The 18,407-nt window shown below is 60.3% G+C and carries 21 protein-coding genes; 18 read left to right on the top strand and 3 right to left on the bottom strand.

Translation table 11 applies throughout. The features are described 5' to 3' along the window. Window positions 1–9: 9 nt before the first annotated feature. From BLU29_RS12535 to BLU29_RS12480, 10 genes are all read left to right on the top strand, one after another. The gene (locus BLU29_RS12535) at window positions 10–498 is read left to right on the top strand and encodes a hypothetical protein (RefSeq protein WP_231962228.1); all 489 of its coding nucleotides are present in this window, start codon (window positions 10–12) and stop codon (window positions 496–498) included. Window position 499: 1 nt separating this feature from the next. After that, on the top strand, window positions 500–1,267 hold the full coding sequence (locus BLU29_RS12530) for a DUF3299 domain-containing protein (RefSeq protein WP_091058474.1): 768 nt from the start codon (window positions 500–502) through the stop codon (window positions 1,265–1,267). Between the two features lie 9 nt (window positions 1,268–1,276). Next, entirely contained in the window at window positions 1,277–1,939 is a 663-nt protein-coding gene (locus BLU29_RS12525; protein ID WP_091058472.1) for a DUF3299 domain-containing protein, read from the top strand. Window positions 1,940–1,952: 13 nt separating this feature from the next. Further along, window positions 1,953–2,552 (top strand): hypothetical protein, encoded by a 600-nt coding sequence (locus tag BLU29_RS12520; RefSeq protein WP_091058469.1) that lies wholly within the window; start codon window positions 1,953–1,955, stop codon window positions 2,550–2,552. 45 nt (window positions 2,553–2,597) lie between these two features. Further along, window positions 2,598–3,599, top strand: coding sequence for a hypothetical protein (locus BLU29_RS18595; protein ID WP_231962227.1), 1,002 nt, complete (start codon window positions 2,598–2,600; stop codon window positions 3,597–3,599). A 480-nt stretch (window positions 3,600–4,079) separates the two neighbouring features. Further along, window positions 4,080–6,254, top strand: coding sequence for a TonB-dependent receptor (locus BLU29_RS12505; RefSeq protein ID WP_157693836.1), 2,175 nt, complete (start codon window positions 4,080–4,082; stop codon window positions 6,252–6,254). Window positions 6,255–6,588: 334 nt separating this feature from the next. Further along, window positions 6,589–6,963: a PepSY domain-containing protein gene (locus tag BLU29_RS12500; RefSeq protein WP_157693835.1), complete on the top strand. Its 375-nt coding sequence runs from the start codon at window positions 6,589–6,591 to the stop codon at window positions 6,961–6,963. 987 nt (window positions 6,964–7,950) lie between these two features. Further along, complete coding sequence (locus BLU29_RS12490) at window positions 7,951–8,286, top strand: type II toxin-antitoxin system RelE/ParE family toxin (RefSeq protein ID WP_197677707.1); 336 nt, start codon at window positions 7,951–7,953, stop codon at window positions 8,284–8,286. An 11-nt stretch (window positions 8,287–8,297) separates the two neighbouring features. Then, window positions 8,298–8,615, top strand: a complete 318-nt coding sequence (locus BLU29_RS12485; protein ID WP_091058457.1) for a helix-turn-helix transcriptional regulator — start codon at window positions 8,298–8,300, stop codon at window positions 8,613–8,615. A gap of 421 nt (window positions 8,616–9,036) precedes the next feature. Beyond that, on the top strand, window positions 9,037–9,237 hold the full coding sequence (locus BLU29_RS12480) for a hypothetical protein (RefSeq protein WP_091058455.1): 201 nt from the start codon (window positions 9,037–9,039) through the stop codon (window positions 9,235–9,237). Between the two features lie 365 nt (window positions 9,238–9,602). Here BLU29_RS12480 and BLU29_RS18090 read toward each other — a convergent pair whose 3' ends face one another. Then, complete coding sequence (locus tag BLU29_RS18090; protein WP_157693834.1) at window positions 9,603–9,890, bottom strand: type II toxin-antitoxin system RelE/ParE family toxin; 288 nt, start codon at window positions 9,888–9,890, stop codon at window positions 9,603–9,605. 8 nt (window positions 9,891–9,898) lie between these two features. Next, window positions 9,899–10,114: a hypothetical protein gene (locus BLU29_RS18085; protein WP_157693833.1), complete on the bottom strand. Its 216-nt coding sequence runs from the start codon at window positions 10,112–10,114 to the stop codon at window positions 9,899–9,901. Between the two features lie 454 nt (window positions 10,115–10,568). Between BLU29_RS18085 and BLU29_RS12470 the strand changes: the two genes are divergently transcribed. The 8 genes from BLU29_RS12470 to BLU29_RS12440 all read left to right on the top strand — a co-directional run bounded on the left by BLU29_RS12470 (window position 10,569) and on the right by BLU29_RS12440 (window position 16,244). Then, window positions 10,569–10,874: a hypothetical protein gene (locus BLU29_RS12470; protein ID WP_091058449.1), complete on the top strand. Its 306-nt coding sequence runs from the start codon at window positions 10,569–10,571 to the stop codon at window positions 10,872–10,874. 87 nt (window positions 10,875–10,961) lie between these two features. Next, window positions 10,962–11,198: a hypothetical protein gene (locus BLU29_RS12465; protein WP_091058447.1), complete on the top strand. Its 237-nt coding sequence runs from the start codon at window positions 10,962–10,964 to the stop codon at window positions 11,196–11,198. After that, entirely contained in the window at window positions 11,170–11,472 is a 303-nt protein-coding gene (locus BLU29_RS12460; protein ID WP_091058444.1) for a hypothetical protein, read from the top strand. The genes BLU29_RS12465 and BLU29_RS12460 overlap by 29 nt, the downstream gene beginning before the upstream one ends. 718 nt (window positions 11,473–12,190) lie before the next feature. Next, entirely contained in the window at window positions 12,191–12,361 is a 171-nt protein-coding gene (locus tag BLU29_RS18080; protein ID WP_157693832.1) for a hypothetical protein, read from the top strand. Window positions 12,362–12,367: 6 nt separating this feature from the next. Then, window positions 12,368–12,784 (top strand): hypothetical protein, encoded by a 417-nt coding sequence (locus BLU29_RS12455; RefSeq protein ID WP_091058442.1) that lies wholly within the window; start codon window positions 12,368–12,370, stop codon window positions 12,782–12,784. Continuing rightward, on the top strand, window positions 12,777–13,064 hold the full coding sequence (locus BLU29_RS12450; RefSeq protein ID WP_157693831.1) for a hypothetical protein: 288 nt from the start codon (window positions 12,777–12,779) through the stop codon (window positions 13,062–13,064). Before BLU29_RS12455 ends, BLU29_RS12450 begins: the two co-directional genes overlap by 8 nt. Before the next feature lie 237 nt (window positions 13,065–13,301). Continuing rightward, a complete protein-coding gene (locus BLU29_RS12445; RefSeq protein WP_091058437.1) occupies window positions 13,302–13,703 on the top strand; it encodes a hypothetical protein in 402 nt (133 codons plus the stop codon). 255 nt (window positions 13,704–13,958) lie between these two features. Further along, on the top strand, window positions 13,959–16,244 hold the full coding sequence (locus BLU29_RS12440; RefSeq protein WP_172830259.1) for a TonB-dependent receptor: 2,286 nt from the start codon (window positions 13,959–13,961) through the stop codon (window positions 16,242–16,244). 298 nt (window positions 16,245–16,542) lie between these two features. Here the strand turns inward: BLU29_RS12440 and BLU29_RS12435 are convergent, their stop codons facing one another. Continuing rightward, window positions 16,543–18,039 (bottom strand): glutamate synthase subunit beta, encoded by a 1,497-nt coding sequence (locus tag BLU29_RS12435; RefSeq protein ID WP_091058432.1) that lies wholly within the window; start codon window positions 18,037–18,039, stop codon window positions 16,543–16,545. Between the last annotated feature and the right edge of the window lie 368 nt (window positions 18,040–18,407).

The following is an 18,407-nucleotide window of genomic DNA, read 5'->3' as shown; positions in this document are numbered from 1 at the left end:
CTCTTCACCATGAAATTCATCAGACTCACGGCCGTTCTTCTCCTCGCGGCGACGGCCTTTGCCGCCGGCTGCAGCAAGCCGGCCCCCGTCTCTGCTGCCGCGGCCAAGCCGCCGAAACACGAGCACAAGCCGCCGCACGGCGGCACCCCTGTCGTGCTGGGCGACGAGGTTTACCATGTCGAACTCGTCCTCGATGCCGCCGCCGGCCGGCTGCAGGCCTTCGTGTTCGACGGCGAATTGGAAAACTTTATCCGTTCGGCCGTCCCGACCATTCAGATCGACGCGGTGGTGAACGGTCAGGCGAAAACGGTGGTGCTCTCGGCGGTCGCCAATCCTGCGACCGGCGAAACGGTCGGCGACACGTCGCTCTTCGAGGGCCAGGCAGACTGGCTCAAGACCACCAGGGAATTCGATGCGACCCTGAAGACCATCACCGTCCGCGGCACGACGTTCGCGGACGTGAAATTCAACTTCCCCAAAGGCAACGACAAGGACTGATATGAAAACACCCCTCGTTCACAAAATCCGCCGCGGGCTGCTGCTCGCCGGCACCGCCGCCTTTGCCGCGGTGGCGTCGGCCCAGTCATCCTACTACCAGCGGTTTCAGCAGGGAGGCGGCTGTCCCTTCTGCAACCCCGGCGGCCAGCAAAATTACGACCTGCCGCCCGATAATCCCCCGCCACCCGAGCCCGCCAAGGCGGAATCCGCGCCGGCGACTCCCGCGGCCGCGGTGCCGACGCCCCCGGCGGCCGTCGCGGCCGTCACGACTCCGCGAGCCAAGCCAGGCCTGACCAAGGAGCAGGCGATGGCCATGGCCGCGCAGATCGCCGCCGCCACGCCGGACCAGCCGCTGAAGCGCGAGCCGGACGGTTCTTGGAACGTCAACTTTGGCCAACTTGCCTCCTATAAACTCGAGGCGCCGCCGGCCGGCACCGTCGCCAGGCCCGGTTCGGTCGAACGCATTCCCGAACCCTTGCGCAAGCTCGACGGCCAGAAAGTGCGCGTGAGCGGGTTCATGCTGCCGATGAAAGTCGAGGGCGGACTGGCAACGGAATTCCTCATCGTCCGCAACCCCCTGGTTTGCTGTTACGGCATGATGCCGGCACCCAACGAGTGGGTGTGCGTCAAGGCCCCGGGCAAGGGGGTGCCGATGCAGATGGACACTCCGCTGCAGTTCAGCGGCACCCTGCACGTGGGCGAAATCTACGAGAACGACTTCTTCGTCGGCGTCTACCGTCTCGATGCCGACAAGGTATCGATCAACTGAGGCGCTTCCATGGGAGTGTTTATACGGGATTCCATTCGCCGGACCGTCACCCTCGTGGTGGCGGCCGGACTGGGGCTTTCGGCGCAGGCTCTGCCCAACCCGAAGGATCCGAACGTCACGCTCTACGAGCGGCCGCCCAAGGCCACCGTCGCGCCGGCGCCGGCCCCGGAAAACTTCCCCGCCTTGAAGCAGGATGCGGCCGGCTACTGGCAGGTGACCTTCCAACATCTGGCCTCGTTCTCTTTTGGCCAGCACAAGTTTTTCGACGACTTGCCCGGGATTTCCTCGCGGAGCAGAATCGCCCTGCTGGTGCCCGACGAAAGCGAGGCGGTGGTGCTTCCAACCGAACCGGGCACCAGCGGATCCATCCCGGACAACGTCCGGGCACTCGACGGCAAGCGGGTGTGCATTGCCGGCTACATGCTGCCGATCCGGATGGAGAACGGACTCGTCAAGGATTTCCTCCTCCTGCGCAACCAGATGATGTGCTGCTACGGCCGGCAGCCGGAGCCCAATGAATGGGTTGTCGTGAAAATGGCCGGCCCGGGCGTCCCCGGCAAGATGGACACACCGCTGTCGCTTTACGGCACCCTGCATGTCGGCGAAATGTTCGAAAACCATGTTTTCGAGGGCCTCTACCAACTCGACGGTGAAAAAATCTCGACCAACTAACCGGCAAAGGGCGGTGCTGACCGTCGCCACCTGGATGGCGCGTTTGACCCCCGTTACCCTCGCAGTGGTCGGGGCCCTGCTCCTGGCCCTGGTTGCGGTCGCTTGGTTCAATCCGGAGCCGCCTGCGCAGCAGCAGAGCGAACTTGCCCGGCTCCAGGCTGAGCACGTCCAACAGGAACGCCGTTTGCTCGCGCAAGCCAAAGCGGCGCCGCCGACCGGCCGGATAAATCTCAATTTCGAAAAACTCAGTTTTTATCTGCCCCCGGGAATCCAACATTCCGTTTGGGACGGGAAAGGCTACGGGGCCTATCTTCCCACCGGCATCAAGAGCTATGACGGCCGGGAGGTTCGCATCCAAGGCTACATGCTGCCGACCAAACTCGAGCACGGGCTGGTCAAGGAATGCCTGGTGCTGGCCAACCAGATGACTTGCTGCTTCGGCCAGGAGCCACGCTTTTGCCAGTTTATCGCCGCGCGCATCGACGGCCCCGGCGTGCCCGATCTGATGGACCAGCCCCTGCGCTTCGAGGGGAAGCTGCGGGTTGGGGACGTTTTCGAGAACGGTGTTTGGGCGGCCGTCTACTCCATGAACTGCACCACGGTGACGCCCTGACGGCCCCGGCCTGAAATAATCCAACCCGCCTTCAACTCCCATCCCGTGGTTCCGACCGCTTATCTTTTCATGAACCCGCAAGAGGCCAAGTTCCTGCTCTGCGCCTACCGCCCCAACGGGGCGGATGCGCCGGATGCGGACCTGGCCGAGGCGGTGCGCCTCGCGCAACGCGACCCGGAGTTGGCGACCTGGTTCGCCACGCAGCGGAAGTTCGACGAAGTGATTGCCCGGCGGCTGCAGGAGGTGCGGCCCCCGCCTGAAATGCGGGACGAGCTTCGGGCGGGCATCACCCTGCAGGCGAACGAACGCAGGCGGGCCTTTAGGCGGAGCCTCGCGCTGGGGACGATCACCCTGCTGGCCGCGAGCGTGATCGTTCTCTGTTTCCCCAGGCTGCCGACGATCAATTTTATGAACCAAACCTTTCTCTATGCTCTTACCGTGACCGGATTCGGCGTCGCGTTCCTCCACGCCGCGATCCCGACACACTGGCTGCCCTTTGTGGTCGTCGGCCGCGCACGCGGCTGGTCGCACCGCCGGATTCTCGCCGCCGTGGCTTTGGCCGGCGGAGGACACGTCATTGCCACCACTGCGCTCGGGGTCGGCCTGGCGTGGTTTGGTTTCGAGCTCAACGAACGCTTCGATCAGGTGTTTCACTGGGTCGCCGGGCTGATCCTCGTCGGACTTGGCGTCTGGCTGGCGTTTCGAGCCCCCCACGGCCACGCCTGCAATCATTGCCAGGGACACCCGGAAAAACTGTCGCCCGGCTCCACGGACCGCGCAGCGCTTTGGGGATTGTTTCTGACCCTCACCTTGTCGCCCTGTGAACTGTTTCTTCCGGTCTATTTGACGGCGGCACCCTACGGCTGGCCGGGCATTGTCTGGCTCAGCGCGGTGCTCGGCTTCGCGACTCTGGGTGGGATGCTCACGCTTACCTGGCTGACCCTTCATGCCGTGCAACGCCTGCGTTGGCTGGAGAGACTGGATGAGCGGGTGATCGGTGGCCTGCTCTGCCTCCTTGGTGTTGTCACCGTCGCCTTTTCGCACTGACTGCTGCATCAGCCATGTTCAACCGCAACCTCCCGCCTTTGTGGCCCAGCCGCCTTATGGCGCTCTTGGCCGTGCTTTTGGTGGTGCTGCTCAACGTGCTGGCGGCCAGCCCGGAGTTGCATGCCCGGCTGCACGGCCGGAATCAAGGGTCGGAGCATACGCGGCGTGGGCACGAACCGGTCGGGAACGCAGATCATGAGTGCGCGGTAACCCTCTTCTCCCATGGGGCAACTGCGCTGCTGGTTTTTTGCCTGCGGTTGCTCCTGCGGTCCCCGGACCGCGGCACCTTATGGCACGCCGGCGACTGGCTGCCGGCTACGCGCCGTCGTTACTGGCACGCGCCGGCGCATGCGCCCCCGTTGCTCTGAACCGAAACCTTCGTGTTCCGCGAACCACGCCTTCCGTGGGGCGCGTTTTTCGATCCCCCGCCTGGGCGCCGCGCGCCTGGGCAATCAGACCTTATTTCAACCTAACTCAATCATGTCATCTTCCAGTCGCTTACTTTCCCTTTCCTTTTTGCTGGCGCTCGCGGCAACCGCCGCCAGTGCCCAAACCGTGCCCGCCACGCCCGACCCGGCCGCCAGTGCCACGCTCACGCTCGATCCGCTCATCGTGAACGGCAAGCTCGACCAGGCCCGGGAGAGCATCGTGCCCGAGCTGGGCGCCTCGTCCTTCCACATCGACATGCAGCAGATCCAGGTCATGCCGCAGGGCGCGGACGCGCCTTTCAGCCAGGTGCTGCTCCGCGTGCCGGGCGTGGCCCAGGACTCGTCGGGCAACGCCGGTCTCCACGTCCGGGGTGAGCACGCCAACCTGCAATATCGCATCAACGACGTGCTGCTCCCCGAGGGCATATCGGGTTTCGGCCTGGAACTCGACCCGCGCTTCGTGAACAGCCTGCAGTTCGTCACCGGCTCGCTGCCGGCGCAATACGGCTTCCGCACGGCGGGCGTCGTGGACATCCATACGAACAGCGGCACGGTCGGCCAAGGCGGCAGCGCCTCCCTTTACGGCGGCAGTTTCGGCACCATCCGCCCGAACTTTTCCTCCAGCGGCTCGGAGGGGAAGCTGAGCTACTTCGTCAACGGCAGCTATGATCGCAACGACCTCGGCATCGAGAATCCGACGCCCGGCGCCAGCGCGATCCACGACACGACGAAGCAGCTCAAACTGTTTTCCTTTCTCTCCTACCTGCTCGACGACCAGAGCCGCCTCACGTTCATGTTGAGCGCCTCCGACAGCAAGTTCCAGGTGCCCAACACCCCGGGACTGGCGGCCGGCACGTCCCCGGACGGCACCCAGTGGGTGCCGGGAATCTTCGACTCCGCCCGCCTGGACGAGAACCAGCATGAGCAGAATTACTTCGGCATCGTCACCTATCAGAAATCGACCGGCAGCCTGAACTACCAGCTTTCCGCCCTGGGCCGCGACAGCCGGGTGCACTTCACGCCGGACCCGGTCGGCGACCTTTATTTCAACGGGGTGTCCACCGACGTGGCGCGCAAGCTCCAGTCCGCCGGCCTGCAGTTCGACGCCAGCTACGCGCTGAACGACTCGCACACCCTCCGGGCGGGCGCAATGCTGCTGGAAGAATCCGCCACCAGCAACGCGACCGCGACCGTCTTCCCGGTGGACGGCAACGGCGATGCCACCGGCCCGGCCTTCCCGATCGTGCAAAACCAGAGGCTCCACGCCCTGTTTGCCGGCGTGTATCTGCAGGATGAATGGACGCTGGCCCCCGGGCTGACGCTGAACGGCGGGGCGCGCTTCGACGTCTTCAACTCTTCCTTTGACAAGGAAAACCAGCTCAGTCCGCGCCTCAATCTCCTCTACAAGGCGTCGGACTCGACGACCCTGCACGCCGGTTACGCGCGCTATTTCACGCCGCCCCCGGCGGAATACGTGCCGGCCAGCACGGTGATCGCGTTCGACAACACCTCGAACGCGGCGGCTTCCGACCAGGCCGACCCGGTCAAGGCCGAGCGGGCGGACTATTTCGACGTCGGTATCAGCCAGAAGCTCGGGAAGGGGTTCCAGGTGGGGCTCGACGGCTACTACAAGCAGGCCAAGAACCAGCTCGACGACGGCCTGTTCGGCCAGACCCTGATTCTCTCCGCCTTCAATTATGAGAAGGGTGAGGTGTATGGGCTGGAATTCACCGGTTCCTACACCAACGGCGGTTTCTCCACCTACCTGAACCTCGCCCACTCGGTGGCCAAGGGCAAAAACTGGATCTCGTCACAGTTCCTGTTCAATCCCGACGATCTGGCCTATGTGCAGAACCATTGGATCCATCTCGATCATGACCAGACCCTGAGCGGCTCCTTCGGCGCCTCCTACCAATGGGGCGAGCATCATAATGGCACCCTGGTTTACGTGGACTCCACCTATGGCAGCGGCTTGAGAACCTCCATCACGGCGCCCGACGGCTCGGTCATTCCCAACGGCGGCACGGTGCCCTCCTATTACCAGATCAGCGCCGGGGTGGAACGGAGCTTCAAGGTGGGCAAAAGCGAATACTGGAAGGTCCGGCTCGATGTCGTGAACCTCACGGACAAGTCGTATGCCTTGCGCAATGGCTCCGGCGTCGGGGTCAACGCTCCTCAATACGGCATGCGCCGCGGCATCTTCGGCTCCGTGGGCTACACGTTCTAGCGCGAGGGCCTCACGCGCAGGAGAAGTTTTTTGACCACGGATGACACGGATTAAAACGGATGGAGGGTGAACTATTGGCCGCGAAAAATCGCAGAAGGCACCAAGAGCCAAATTCCTTTTGGCGCCATTTGCGCATTCTTGCGGCTAAACCAGTCTCAATCCGTGTATATCCGTGTAATCCGTGGTTAAATTTCTGCATTGAATGCCGGTATTCACCCTATCCTTGGGTCACCGGCTGCCGGTAAGGTTCCGGTAATGTTCATCTGCTATAATGACGGCGCGGATCCAGACCGCCCGGGCCCGCCCCGGCGAACAACCCAAACGCTCAAATCCCATGAAACGAAAACTCCTCCTCCCCGCCCTGCTGCTGTGCAGCGCCCTTTTCGTGAACCACGCGTTCGCGGAACAGCCCGACAACAAGAAAAACTCCACTCCCCCGCCCGAACTGCTGGCGCAGGCCAAGATCACCGAGGCCGAGGCCAGGACCATCGCCCTGGTCAAGGTGCCGGGCGGCAAGGTTGTGTCGGCCGAGCTCGAGAAAGAGCACGGCCGCGTGATCTGGTCGCTCGACCTCGCCACCCCCGACACCAAGGACATCACGGAGGTGGCCGTGAATGCGAAGACCGGCACCGTCATCTCGGTCAAGGTCGAGTCCGCGAGGGACGAGGCCAAGGAAAAGGCCGAGGACGAGAAGGACGAAAAGAAGTAAGGGGGAAAATAGCGATAAGCGGTAAGCTTTAAGCGATAAGCTCCTACCAACGACACTTCCGGGCCGCCAGGAGCAGATCCCGGCGGCCTTTTTGTCCCAATTACCAATCGGTATCGGTTTTTTCACACGAAGATCGCCAAGGACACAAAGCACCCAATCGTTTGGGAATGAATCGCTCTGCGTTCTTTGCGATCTTGGTGTAACATCTCATCGCAAATCGTAATTGGTATTATAAGCGATAAGCTGGAACCGGACACCCAAACCTGAAGCTTTCAGCTTATTGCATAGAGCTTCGGCAATGCCTGCTGTGCTCCCTGACGGCCGACGGGCCGAGGCCGTCCATTTTCGGCAGCCCATATTGCTCTATGGGACGGTAGGTATGAGCCCCATATTCTCTTCGTGAAAAATTAGTATGTTGGTGCTGCTTTCACGAGCCACCCGATGGAACATCACCCACAGTTAATGTCCCCGGCCGATTACGATCTGGTGATCAATTGCTTGAACAAATGCCTCGCCATTTTTCAGAAGAACAAAGGGCCGATAACCGCGGAAGAATTGCAGCTGAGGGAGACCCTTTCGACGCTATTGAGCGAGATACGGCGGCAAAAAAAGAGCCACACGACCGTGCCGTTTGGCGCCTGAGTTGATTCGTAGCCGAGGCCGGCCTCGCGGCAGGTCAGTCGAGCCGGTCAATACCTGTCGCATTCCAGACAGGGGAATGATCAACGCAAAGACGCAAATGTGGTATCGCACCCTGTGGGACGACGACGCGTCAGCCATAGCCCACACTACGAGTGACGGCCCGCGGCGGCAGTCGCCGGCGGCGAAGGCGCCCTTGATGGAAGTCGTATGTTTCTCGGGCTCCTCCTTCGCGTAAAGCCACGGAGGACAGGTCGGCCTTGATGTTCGAACGGGGGCCGGTCCCGACATCGCACCGAGGCGGCATATCAGATTTGACATATATCATACCGGGCATACCCGTGGGACATGACGCAGGTGGACAAGCCGCTGGCTGGTCGCAGGGCGAGATCAAGACTCCGCCGTTCACCCAGCTGGCGCGGGGTCGAGGCCGGCGTGCTGCTCCGCCGCTTGCAGCGGGGCGAATCGCTCGGCCTCCCCCACTCCCGGCCCATGCCCGTCATTGGCCGCCGGTGTCATGAGCTTCGCCTCCCCGATAAAACCAAAAACTGGCGCATCTTCTATCACACCGCCGACGACGCGGTGGTAATCCTCGAAATCCACGAAAAACAAACCCAACAAACCCCGCTTGCGGTGCTCCGGGCCTGTCAGCGACGCCTCAAGCTTTACCTGTCCATCAACTGAAGGATCACCTCATGAAAGCCGAAAAGAAACATCGTCTGGAGAAAGCCGGCTTCCGCGTCGGCTCCGCCGCGGAACTCCTGAAGCTGAGTCCGGAAGAAGCGACCCTGGTCAACATGCGGCTGGCCCTCGCCGGCGCCGTGCGCGACCGCCGGGCCCACCTGGGATTCTCGCAATCCGAACTGGCCCGCCGGCTGGGCTCCAGCCAGTCGCGGGTGGCCAAGCTCGAAGCGGGCGAATCCAACGTATCGTTTGACCTGCTGGTCCGTGCCATGCTGGCCACCGGAGCCAAACCGCGCGAAGTCGGTCAGGCGATTGCGGCGGGGAAGTGAGCGCCGGGCGGCTTGATCGCAGCGGACCTCGTCTTTTTATATTCGGGTGCGTTCCCCACGTCAGAACACGTCGTAGCTGCACCAAGGTCGCCAAGACCGCGAAGCAGATCCTGCCATGGGAAATATCTCTGCGTTCTTTGCGGCCTTCGTGTAAAAGCTCTGGGTGTTTGGTATAACACGGATGGGAAAGCAGGCAGGGTTTAAATCTCTGTGTCCTCGTGACCTCGGTGTTAAATGGATTGGGCTTCGGCCATGCCGCATTGCCGCCGCCGCACTACCTGCCCTGCCCCCCTGGTTGCCAGCGAACCGGGGCCGCCCATCTCGCCAGCCCAAATGGGTCTGTTGCAGGGTAGGTATGAACCCCATGTTCCCTTCATACGTAACCAGTATGGTAACGATCCCCCAATGATACCCTCCTCCGATGAAACACCCCGCCCAGCTACTATCCCCAGCCGACTACGATCTGATCATCGCCCACTTGAATGAGTGGCTTGCGATTTTTAAGAAAAAGAAAGGGTCGATAACCACGGAAGAATTGCAGGTGAAGGACACGCTTTTGACGCAATTGACCGAGATACGGCAGAAAAAAAAGAAAAGCACGGCAACGCCGTTTGGCGCCTGAGTTGATGCAGGGCCTCACGCACCGCAACGGCGCGTTAAATTCAGTCCGAGGAGGTCTCACATCGAGGACGCAGAGGTCACAGAGAAGAAGGCGTCTTAACCACGGACGAAGCGCGAGCAGCGCGAGATGGTCTGCACGGAACGTGCTGGCCCCGGAGCGATAAGCGCAGGGGTGGGCGGAATGGGCGCCCCTCGGGCGATGACGGCCACATTTCACTGATTAACACCAATCGCCTCAAGCTGCTACACTCTACACCAAGGTCGCCAAGACCGCGAAGCAGATCCTGCGAGGGGAAATATCTCTGCGTTCTTTGCGGCCTTCGTGTAAAAGCTTTGGGTGTTTGGTATAACCACGGATTTCACTGATTAACACGGATGGTCGAGGCCTTGGTTGTGGTCTTGTTTCGCATGCAGCACGCGGAAGACCACGATGCGCAAACCGATGACCTGATAGAATATCTTGTAGGGGAACCGACGGAGAAAGACGCGACGAAAATTGCGGTAATACAGGCGTGGCCGTTCCGGTTCTTGCTTCAATTCATGCAACGCGCGAGCCGTCTCGTCCAAAAACTCCAACCCCAGCCCTGCCCGTCGTTGCTCATACCAGTCGCGGGCTGCCGCCAGATCCGCCTCGGCGGCCGGACGGACCAGCACCAATCGGTTCAAGGCGGCGGACGACGCAACCGGGCCTCGACTTCCGACCAAGGGGTGACCGTCCCGGGATTGGCGTCGTAACTGGCCTGGGCTTCGTCGAGCAAGGCCTTCTCCCGCGGAGTCGGACCGGAAGCTTCTTCCATCCGCCAGAGCTGCGCGAGAATCTCCCCGCGCTCCTGCGGGGACAACTTGGGCAGCTGCGCGAGAATCTCCGCTTTGCTCATGAAGGCAGGCTAGTCCGGAGGATGATTTCGGCAAGCTGGCAGTTGGGTCGATGAAATCGAACTCAAACGGTTAACCACTAATCGACACTAATGGACACTAATGCGGTTATGACCGTCCTCCGTCCTCTGTCCTCCTTGCCTGAAACTGCGCCGGTGGACGCAGGTTTCAGGACAAGCACCGGGTTCCCAGCAGGGAACAACGGCGTGTCCTCTGAGAATACGGTGTTGCCCTCCGGGCAATCATCCGCATTGTCAGCGGTCTCGTCGGGCCAGGCGGGAAAGATGCATCCGCACCCTGATTCTCCGGCCCCCTGCCGCCCCCGGCACCGCGCAATTACCCTCCTTGTATCCCGCCTGTTATCAGGTGACGGGACGGTGAGGGGAAGGTGTAGGGATGGTGTAAGGATGTAAGAAGGTAACACGAAGGTAACACGAACCTTCCCCGAACCAACCTATGGCCAAAGCCGAACTCAACTCCGCCCTGAAACACCTGCGCGGCAACGTGGACGGGATCGTCTTCAAGCAGTATTCCTACGGGCTCGTGGTCACCCGGTTCCCGCGGATGGACCGGATCAAGCCCACGCCGGCCCAGCGCGCGCACCGGGAGCGTTTCCGGCAGGCCGGGGCGTTCCACCGCAAGGTGCTCGCCGACCCCGCGCTGAAGAAGCGCTACACCGCCATCGCGCGGAAGAAAGGCCACCCGCTCTCGGCGGTGACCCTGGCCGCCTTCATGAAGCAGGGCCCGGCTGTCGTCCGATGAATTTCACACGCAAACCAGACCCTGCTGCAGCCGATCGCGCTGACAACGGGTTTGCGTTTCTGCCAAGATGGACAAACTTCGCCCTCGATGAAAGCCGCTGAGATCATCGCCGAGATCAAGGGTCTGCCGCCGGAGGGCTACGCCGAGGTGTCAGCCTTCATGCTGCAAATCGAGCGGGAAGATCCCGCGCTGCAGGTCGCTCTCCAGCGCCAGCAGGAGTCACTTTCGGGCCAAGGAACCAGCCGACCGTATCAGGAGGCGTTAGCCTCAGGGCGGGCCAAGCTGGCCAAAGCCCATGAGAATCATCCTGCGGCGGGAAGCTGAAATCGAACTGATCGCCGCCGCGCAATATTACGAGTCGATCCGACCCGGGCTCGGTGCTGCGTTCCTGAACGAGGCGGAGAATGCTTTCGGAGCGCTTGTTCAATTCCCCGCGCAATGGCGGGTAATCCAAGCCAACGTGCGGCGCGGCCTGCTCCGCCGCTTCCCTTACGCCTTCTACTATTGGGAGAAGATTCCCCGCGAGGAGCTGGAGATTCTGTCGATCAGCCACAGCAAACGACATCCGCTCTACTGGATATCCCGACACGAAAGCTGATTTTTCTCACGCCAAGCCGCAAAGGCGCGAAGCGCAATCAGCTTAACCACCAGGGAGTGTTTTCAAAGCCCGGAAAGGGGCCCACTAAAAGGATTCCGCCAACGGCGTAATCTCCTTTCACTGCTCCGGCTGATCGCCTCCGCCGACAGGTTCAGGGGGCGGCTGATCGCCGCCCTCTCTGCCCGCGATTAGCGGGCCCCCGAAACCCACCGCGCAGGCGATCAGCCGGAGCGGTTTCGGTGGATTTCAGCATTGGTGAAATCCCATTAGTGGTCCTTTTCGGAGGTTGGAAGACACACCCTAATCCGGAGTGGGTTCGACTTCAGGTTTGTGGCTGCTGCCGCCCGAAGCGCTCCCGGCAGCAACCACCCTATCGGGCTGTTGCGCTTCGCTTCACGACGCCATCTTCGCGCTTCCCGCGCTCCGTCAGGTCTCTGCAATGTAGCATTGCCGCAGCAGCAATAACTGTCATTGCTTGCATCCTCGTCGGGCCAGACGGGAGGAATGCACACCCGCATTTTCAATCTGGCGACGCTTGGCCTCGTGGAGGCTTCTGCTGCTTCGACCTGCCCTATTTTGGTCCCAATGCCTTGGGCGCTATTCCCTCAGGTTTCAGGGCTCAGCTTTCAGATTTCTGCAATCCTGCCGCACTTAGCTCTGTCGACCGACTGAAATATTTAAGGCCAGCCCCACGTTCCCTCACTAACCCATCCAGCCCATGACTACTGCCGAAAAATCCACTGCCATCATCGCCGCGGTCAATGAATACGCCGCGATTTACGCCGCCGTCAAAGCCCCCGCCACGCCCGCTACCTTCAACGACCCCATCGTCCAGGGCATGCTGAAGGGCTTCACCGAGAAAATCGCCGCCATCATCAGAGACGCCTAGCCACCCATGAAAACCTCAACTGATATCATCTGGGCCATTGCCATCCTGGTAGGACTCTTCGGCGCCGTGGGCGGGCTTGTGAAATGCTTCCTGGCCGACGGTTTCAAGAAGCCGAGCACCGACCCCGACGGCACCGTCTGGCGCCCCGGCTGGTATGCCCACATCATCGTCGGCAGCGTGGCCGCGCTCGTCACCTGGGGCCTGTATGGCCCCCTCGCCTCCTACGATATCCTGAACCCCGATCCCACCCGGCCGCTTTCGTTCAAGCTCGGCGAGCTGGTTGGCGCCATCACGGTCGGACTTGCGGGCGGGCAGATTCTGGCTTCAATCGCGGAGAAGAACGCCGACAAGATAACCCGCGACAATCTGATCAAGACAATCAAGGCAATCACTGACAATCAAACCGGAGAGCCCCATGAGTGACATGACCAATCCCCCAGGCTTGAACCAGCTCCTGAAGCAGATCGCGTCATCGGGATCCTATGACGCGGCGCAGTATTCAAGCGAGCTGGCCAAAACAATTGGCCAGGTGTCGAAGGGCCGGAACAAGCGGCCCGCTTATGTCTTTACGGAGGCAGATATCCTGGAGGGAAAACCCATCAAGATCACGGTCCAAGGTGTTGAGAAGACTGGCACGGTGGTCTTGAAAGAAGTCCCGGTCATCAAGGCGAAAGAGCCCACGCCCGAAGTCTTGGAGCGATGATGATATCGTGACCGCCTCGGGAGGACTGAGCGACGGCGCAGTCGGCACGATATAGTCCGGGATTGCCGCCGCAGCAATAACTGTCATTGCTTGCATCCTCGTCGGGCCAGACGGGAAGAATGCATCGCTGTTATAACGTGCTGTGTCTGGCCGCGCCTTGCCTCGTTGAGGTTACAGGAACTGCTCTCCACGCATGCGTAGCACTGCAAAGGGCTCCGCATAACCTCCTGTATAATCATGAAAAAAACCACTGTATTGTCGCGCCTAATTGTCTCCTTGCTTCTGATCTTGCTCACTGGATGCGCAAGCAGCGGCAACGAAAGTCTCCGCAAAGAATCCGAGTCGAGCATCCAACAAAAGATCGTTGAAGGGAAGACCACCAAAGCTGAGGTCAAACTGGCGTATGGCTCGCCATTTACCACGTCGTTCACGGATGGTGGCTTGGAGATATGGAATTATGAATTGGCCAAAATGTCGGCCGATGCCATCAACTACGTTCCTCTGGTCGGTCTTTTTGGCGGCTCTGCTAGTGGGACGAAAAAGCAACTTGTCATTCTCTTTGATGATAAGGGGGTCGTTAAAAAATTCTCGATGAGCGAATCGCCTGTGACGGTTAAGACCGGCCTCTTCAATCGCTAGTCAAACGCAGAACCCGACCCGAAGAACGCGCTGAGCTTGCGTCCCTGGTAGTCATCTATCACCCCGCCCCGCTCCGGTGGACGCATCTTCCTCGGGATCCTCGTCGGCGCGACCCTGCTGGTGATCTGCAACACCGCCAGCTTGCTCATCAAAATCTACGCCTGGCTCCGACCCATGCAAAGTGACCGACCCACTGCGCTTATTCTCCAAGCCTAAGAAATAACTCACTTGGTCGTAGTATATCACTATTCTCCAGTGAGTGCCTTACGCGCAGTTCCCAGGTCTCTTTCATCAGCTCGCGGCATTTTATTCCTGGCTTTGACCGCAAGCGTGTATGCCGGCGATCCGGCTTCAGTTCCAGCGGTAAAAAACCCAGATGATTCGAACCCGATGCTGATGCGACCCATGGTGGTGACGGGATATCGGCCGCCCGAACCGCGGATCAGTGATCTGGAGAAACTGCGCTTCCGGCTTTTTTTTAACCTGCGAATGGATTACGGGTGGCCCAATACTTCCCGCCCCTTCCTCATATCAGCAATCCGGGTGCCTCAGCGGATTGCCTTTATTCCCGCCAGGGCAGAAGTGCTCCCGGGCAGCCCGGCACAAGACAGGGACATTAAACTTACCGCGCTTAATCGCGACCCTTGGTCATCGATTCAGGTTGCGGCGCCAACTGCCCCCTATCTTGCGCTGTTCGATGGGATTCCCCTGAGGGATCCCTTCACCGGGTCGATTAACCCAAGGGAAATTCCGCCGCTGGGCATTGGACGGGTGGAAACAGTCTCCGGGTCGGGCGCGAGCGCCTGGGGCAACTGGGCCGAAGGAGGAGTAGTGCAATTCTTCACGGAACCTGCGGTCGGGAGGCCAAAGACGGTGCCGACCGAGACGATTGGTGGAGGACCAATCAAACCCAAGCTTACCAAGCAACTGATCGAGCGAAATGGTGCCGTTCAAATCGATCTGGCTTCTTATGGTTCGATGAGCGCTACAGTTCTCGCCAACGAACCCACGGCATCAGGCAACTGGCAGCTCCTGGCCCACTACTTTGATGAACAGGAGCCATCCTCACTTGTGTCTGCCCAACGTGGACCGGTCGACCAGCAGGCCTGGCAGAAGGGCCACCTGGTCCAGAACCGTTGGCGTCAGCCTGCGGGACAAGATCGTGAATTGAGTATCACCTGGCGCTCCTTTCATGAAGAGTGGAATGAGGGGACTGCGTTGCAGTCCGGCAATACTGACCGCAACACCCTGTCGGTCGTCCTCAGTTCTGCGAAGGTGCCACAGTTTTCCTGGCAGGCCTCGGGCTTCGTGCAGTGGACCAGTCGTGGGTATGAAATCAGTGCGATCGATTCTTCGCGCACCACAGAAGTCCCGCTTTTACAGGTCGTGAACGACGAATCCACCACCGTGGGTGGTGCCCTTATTGGTGCTTGGCGGCCGGCCGGGAATTCCCGGGTCGTGGTGGGGGTGGATGCGGTCGCAAACGAGTTTAGCGGCGAGCAAAACTATTTTCCGCTGGCCCAGCACACCTTCGGAACGGGAAAACGGGCGCGCGCGGGATTGTTCGGGCTGAGTGATTCTGAAATTTTCGAATCGTTGCACGTGCTCGGTGGCGTCCGTTTGGACGTTCCCTGGGAGTACGACAACCATCTGAGCCATCCGGGCTCCAGCCATAATCCATCAGTTACCCCCAGCTCTGACCGGCTAACCCCTACTTTGGGGGCTTCTTGGAATCCAACGAGCCGTCTCACTTTTCGTGGGCAGGTGCAAAACGGTTTTCGAGAACCCACTTTTGGTGAGCGCTTCTTTCAGCAAGCTGACCATGCGACGGTGACCAATCCCAACTCACTTTTGAGGACAGAAACCGCGACGGTGTGGCAGACCGGCGTGGAGTATAAAGTAGCGGAGAAATATCAATTCAGTGCGACGGTTTCTCATAGCTCGCGGCTCAATCCGATCGCGGCGCTCGCCACGGTCAGTGCTACTCCGGATATTTTCACGAGGCAGTTGACGAATTTGGACCGGATTGAGTCGGATAGCCTGGAACTGCGCACGATTTGGCAGCCGTCTGCTTCACTTGAGACGGAAGCGTCAGTCACCTTCACCAAGGCGGAAATCTCCGCAGTTCTTCCGGATATTAAAGAATTCTACGTGCAGATTGCACGCCTCTACAAACTAGACGAAAACCTAGTCAAAATAGCATTTGTAGATTCCGGCTCACCTCTTGTGATTTCAATAAAAGGTGATGGGCGAGTGATTGATGCGATGCGCAAGTGTTTTGAAGCGATTTGGGAGCGTGTGCGCTTTTTTAAAGATCAGGGCATCGAACGGAAAATTGAATTACTAGACAAGTCAGTGGACTTACTTGGCAAGATTAGCGACGGGGAGAAAGACGGCAGCCTTACTCCGGAGGATGCGTTAAGAATTATAACCCTGCTTCAGGCCGGGAGTGCAGCTCCCGCCTCTGCCTTACTGGATCCTTACAGGTGCTATACAGCATCCTTACACCTGCCCTACAGGATCCCAACAGAAGCCCGCTGACTTGGGTGAACGCAGCCGGAAACCTGACCCGCCTACGTTCTAGCACTACGGCGCGGCAAGCGAGTTACGGAAGGTCGGTGCTACCCATTAAGTAACGATCACACTCGCGGGCGGCGCCGATTACGGAGGACGGAAAACAGAGAACCGAGGACAGATTAAGGCAGGTCTGTCGAGCCCACCCGCCGTCGCTCTGCGAGCTATGGCGAGGCAAGTCAGGTAACTTACGGCAGGTCGGTGCTGCCCATTAGATACCTGTCACACTCGCCAAGGCAGAAACCTGAGACCTGAAACCTGAGGGTTACGGAAGATCCGTAGAACCCATCAAATACCTGTCGCATTCGCGAGCAGCCCCACGTCCTTCGTTAATCGCCCATACAACCAACGACTGACCTCTGCGACAATCTCCCGCTGCAAATATACCCTTCAACGAAGTGGTATACTTCTCGTGCTCGGCCTTGATGTTGCTGCGGGGGTCGGTCTCGAGGTTGAGTTCCTTGAGCAGGGGCTGTTCGGGTCCGAGGAAGCCCATGGCGAGGAGGACGAGTTGCGCGGGACGGGTCTTCTCGGTGCCGGGGACTTCCTGCGGCACGAACTGGCCCTTGTCGTTCTTGCCCCACTTGATCTCGACCGTCACCAGCTCCTTCACGTTGCCCTGCTCGTCGCCGATGAACTTCTTCACCGTCGTGACGTAGATGCGGGGGTCGGCGCCGAACTTCGCGGCGGCCTCCTCCTGGCCGTAGTCGAGCTTGTAGACCTTGGGCCACTCGGGCCAGGGATTGTCGCCCGCGCGGTCCAGCGGCGGCTTGGGGAGAATCTCGATCTGCAGGAGGCTCCGGCAGCCGTGCCGCATCGACGTGCCGACGCAGTCCGTGCCGGTGTCGCCGCCGCCGATGACGACGACGTCCTTGTCCTTCGCGCTGATGAGCGCGTGCTCCGCCCCGCCGTTGAGCACGGCCTTGGTGTTGGCGGTGAGGAACTCCATGGCGAAGTGCACGCCCTTCAGGCTGCGGCCCTCGATGGGCAGGTCGCGCGGCTGCGTGGCGCCGGTGCAGATGACGGTGGCGTCGTATTCCTTCAGGAAGATCTGGGGCTCGACGTTGTCCTTGTCGCCCGTGCCGACGCTGGCGTTGCAGATGAACCGGATGCCCTCCGCCTCCATGAGCCTGATGCGGCGGAGGACGACCTCCTGCTTGTCGAGCTTCATGTTGGGAATGCCATACATGAGCAGGCCGCCGGGGCGGTCGGCGCGCTCGAAGACGGTGACGGTGTGGCCGGCGCGGTTGAGCTGCGCGGCGGCGGACAGGCCGGCGGGGCCGGAGCCGATGACGGCGACCTTCTTGCCCGTGCGGACCTGGGGCGCCTCGGGGACGACCCAGCCTTCCTCCCAGCCCTTGTCGATGATGGAGGCCTCGATGTTCTTGATGGTGACCGGCGGGGCGTTGATGCCCAGCACACACGAGCCCTCGCAGGGCGCCGGGCAGACGCGGCCGGTGAACTCCGGGAAGTTGTTGGTCTTGTGCAGGCGGTCGAGCGCCTCGTGCCAGAGGCCGCGGTAGACCAGGTCGTTCCACTCCGGGATCAGGTTGTTGACCGGGCAGCCGGACGCCATGCCGCTGATGAGCTTGCCGGTGTGGCAGAAGGGAATGCCGCAGTCCATGCAGCGCGCGCCCTGCGTGCGAAGCTTCTTCTCGTCCATGTGGTGGTGGAATTCCTTCCAGTCGCCGATGCGCTCGGCCGGCGTGCGGTCGACGGGCAGTTCGCGGAGGTACTCGATGAAGCCTGTAGGTTTTCCCATTTGAAGAAGATGTTTTTACACCAAGGAAGCAAAGTTAGCTAAGGAAGGCATTTTACAGGAGATAACTGAGGAAACGGAGGGAGGAGAATTTCTCTGCGGTCTTGGCGAACTTCTGTAAGATGAATTGGGTTTGGTTCTACACTAAGGAAGCTAAGGTGGCGAAGGGATGGTTTTCTCTGCGTTCTTTGCGAGCTTCTGTAAGATGAATTGGTTGGGTTTACACCAAGGAAGCTAAGGTAGCTAAGGAAGGTATTTTCACAGGAGGTAGCAGAGTTAGCAGAGGCTTGGTTTCGGAAAATCTCAGCGATCTTTGCGAGCTTCTGTAAAATCAGTTGGGTTGGGTTTGCACCAAGGAAGCAAAGTTAGCC

Source organism: Opitutus sp. GAS368 (assembly GCF_900104925.1).
Classification (GTDB): Bacteria; Verrucomicrobiota; Verrucomicrobiia; order Opitutales; family Opitutaceae; genus Lacunisphaera.
This window is presented reverse-complemented; position numbering and strand designations above follow the sequence as displayed.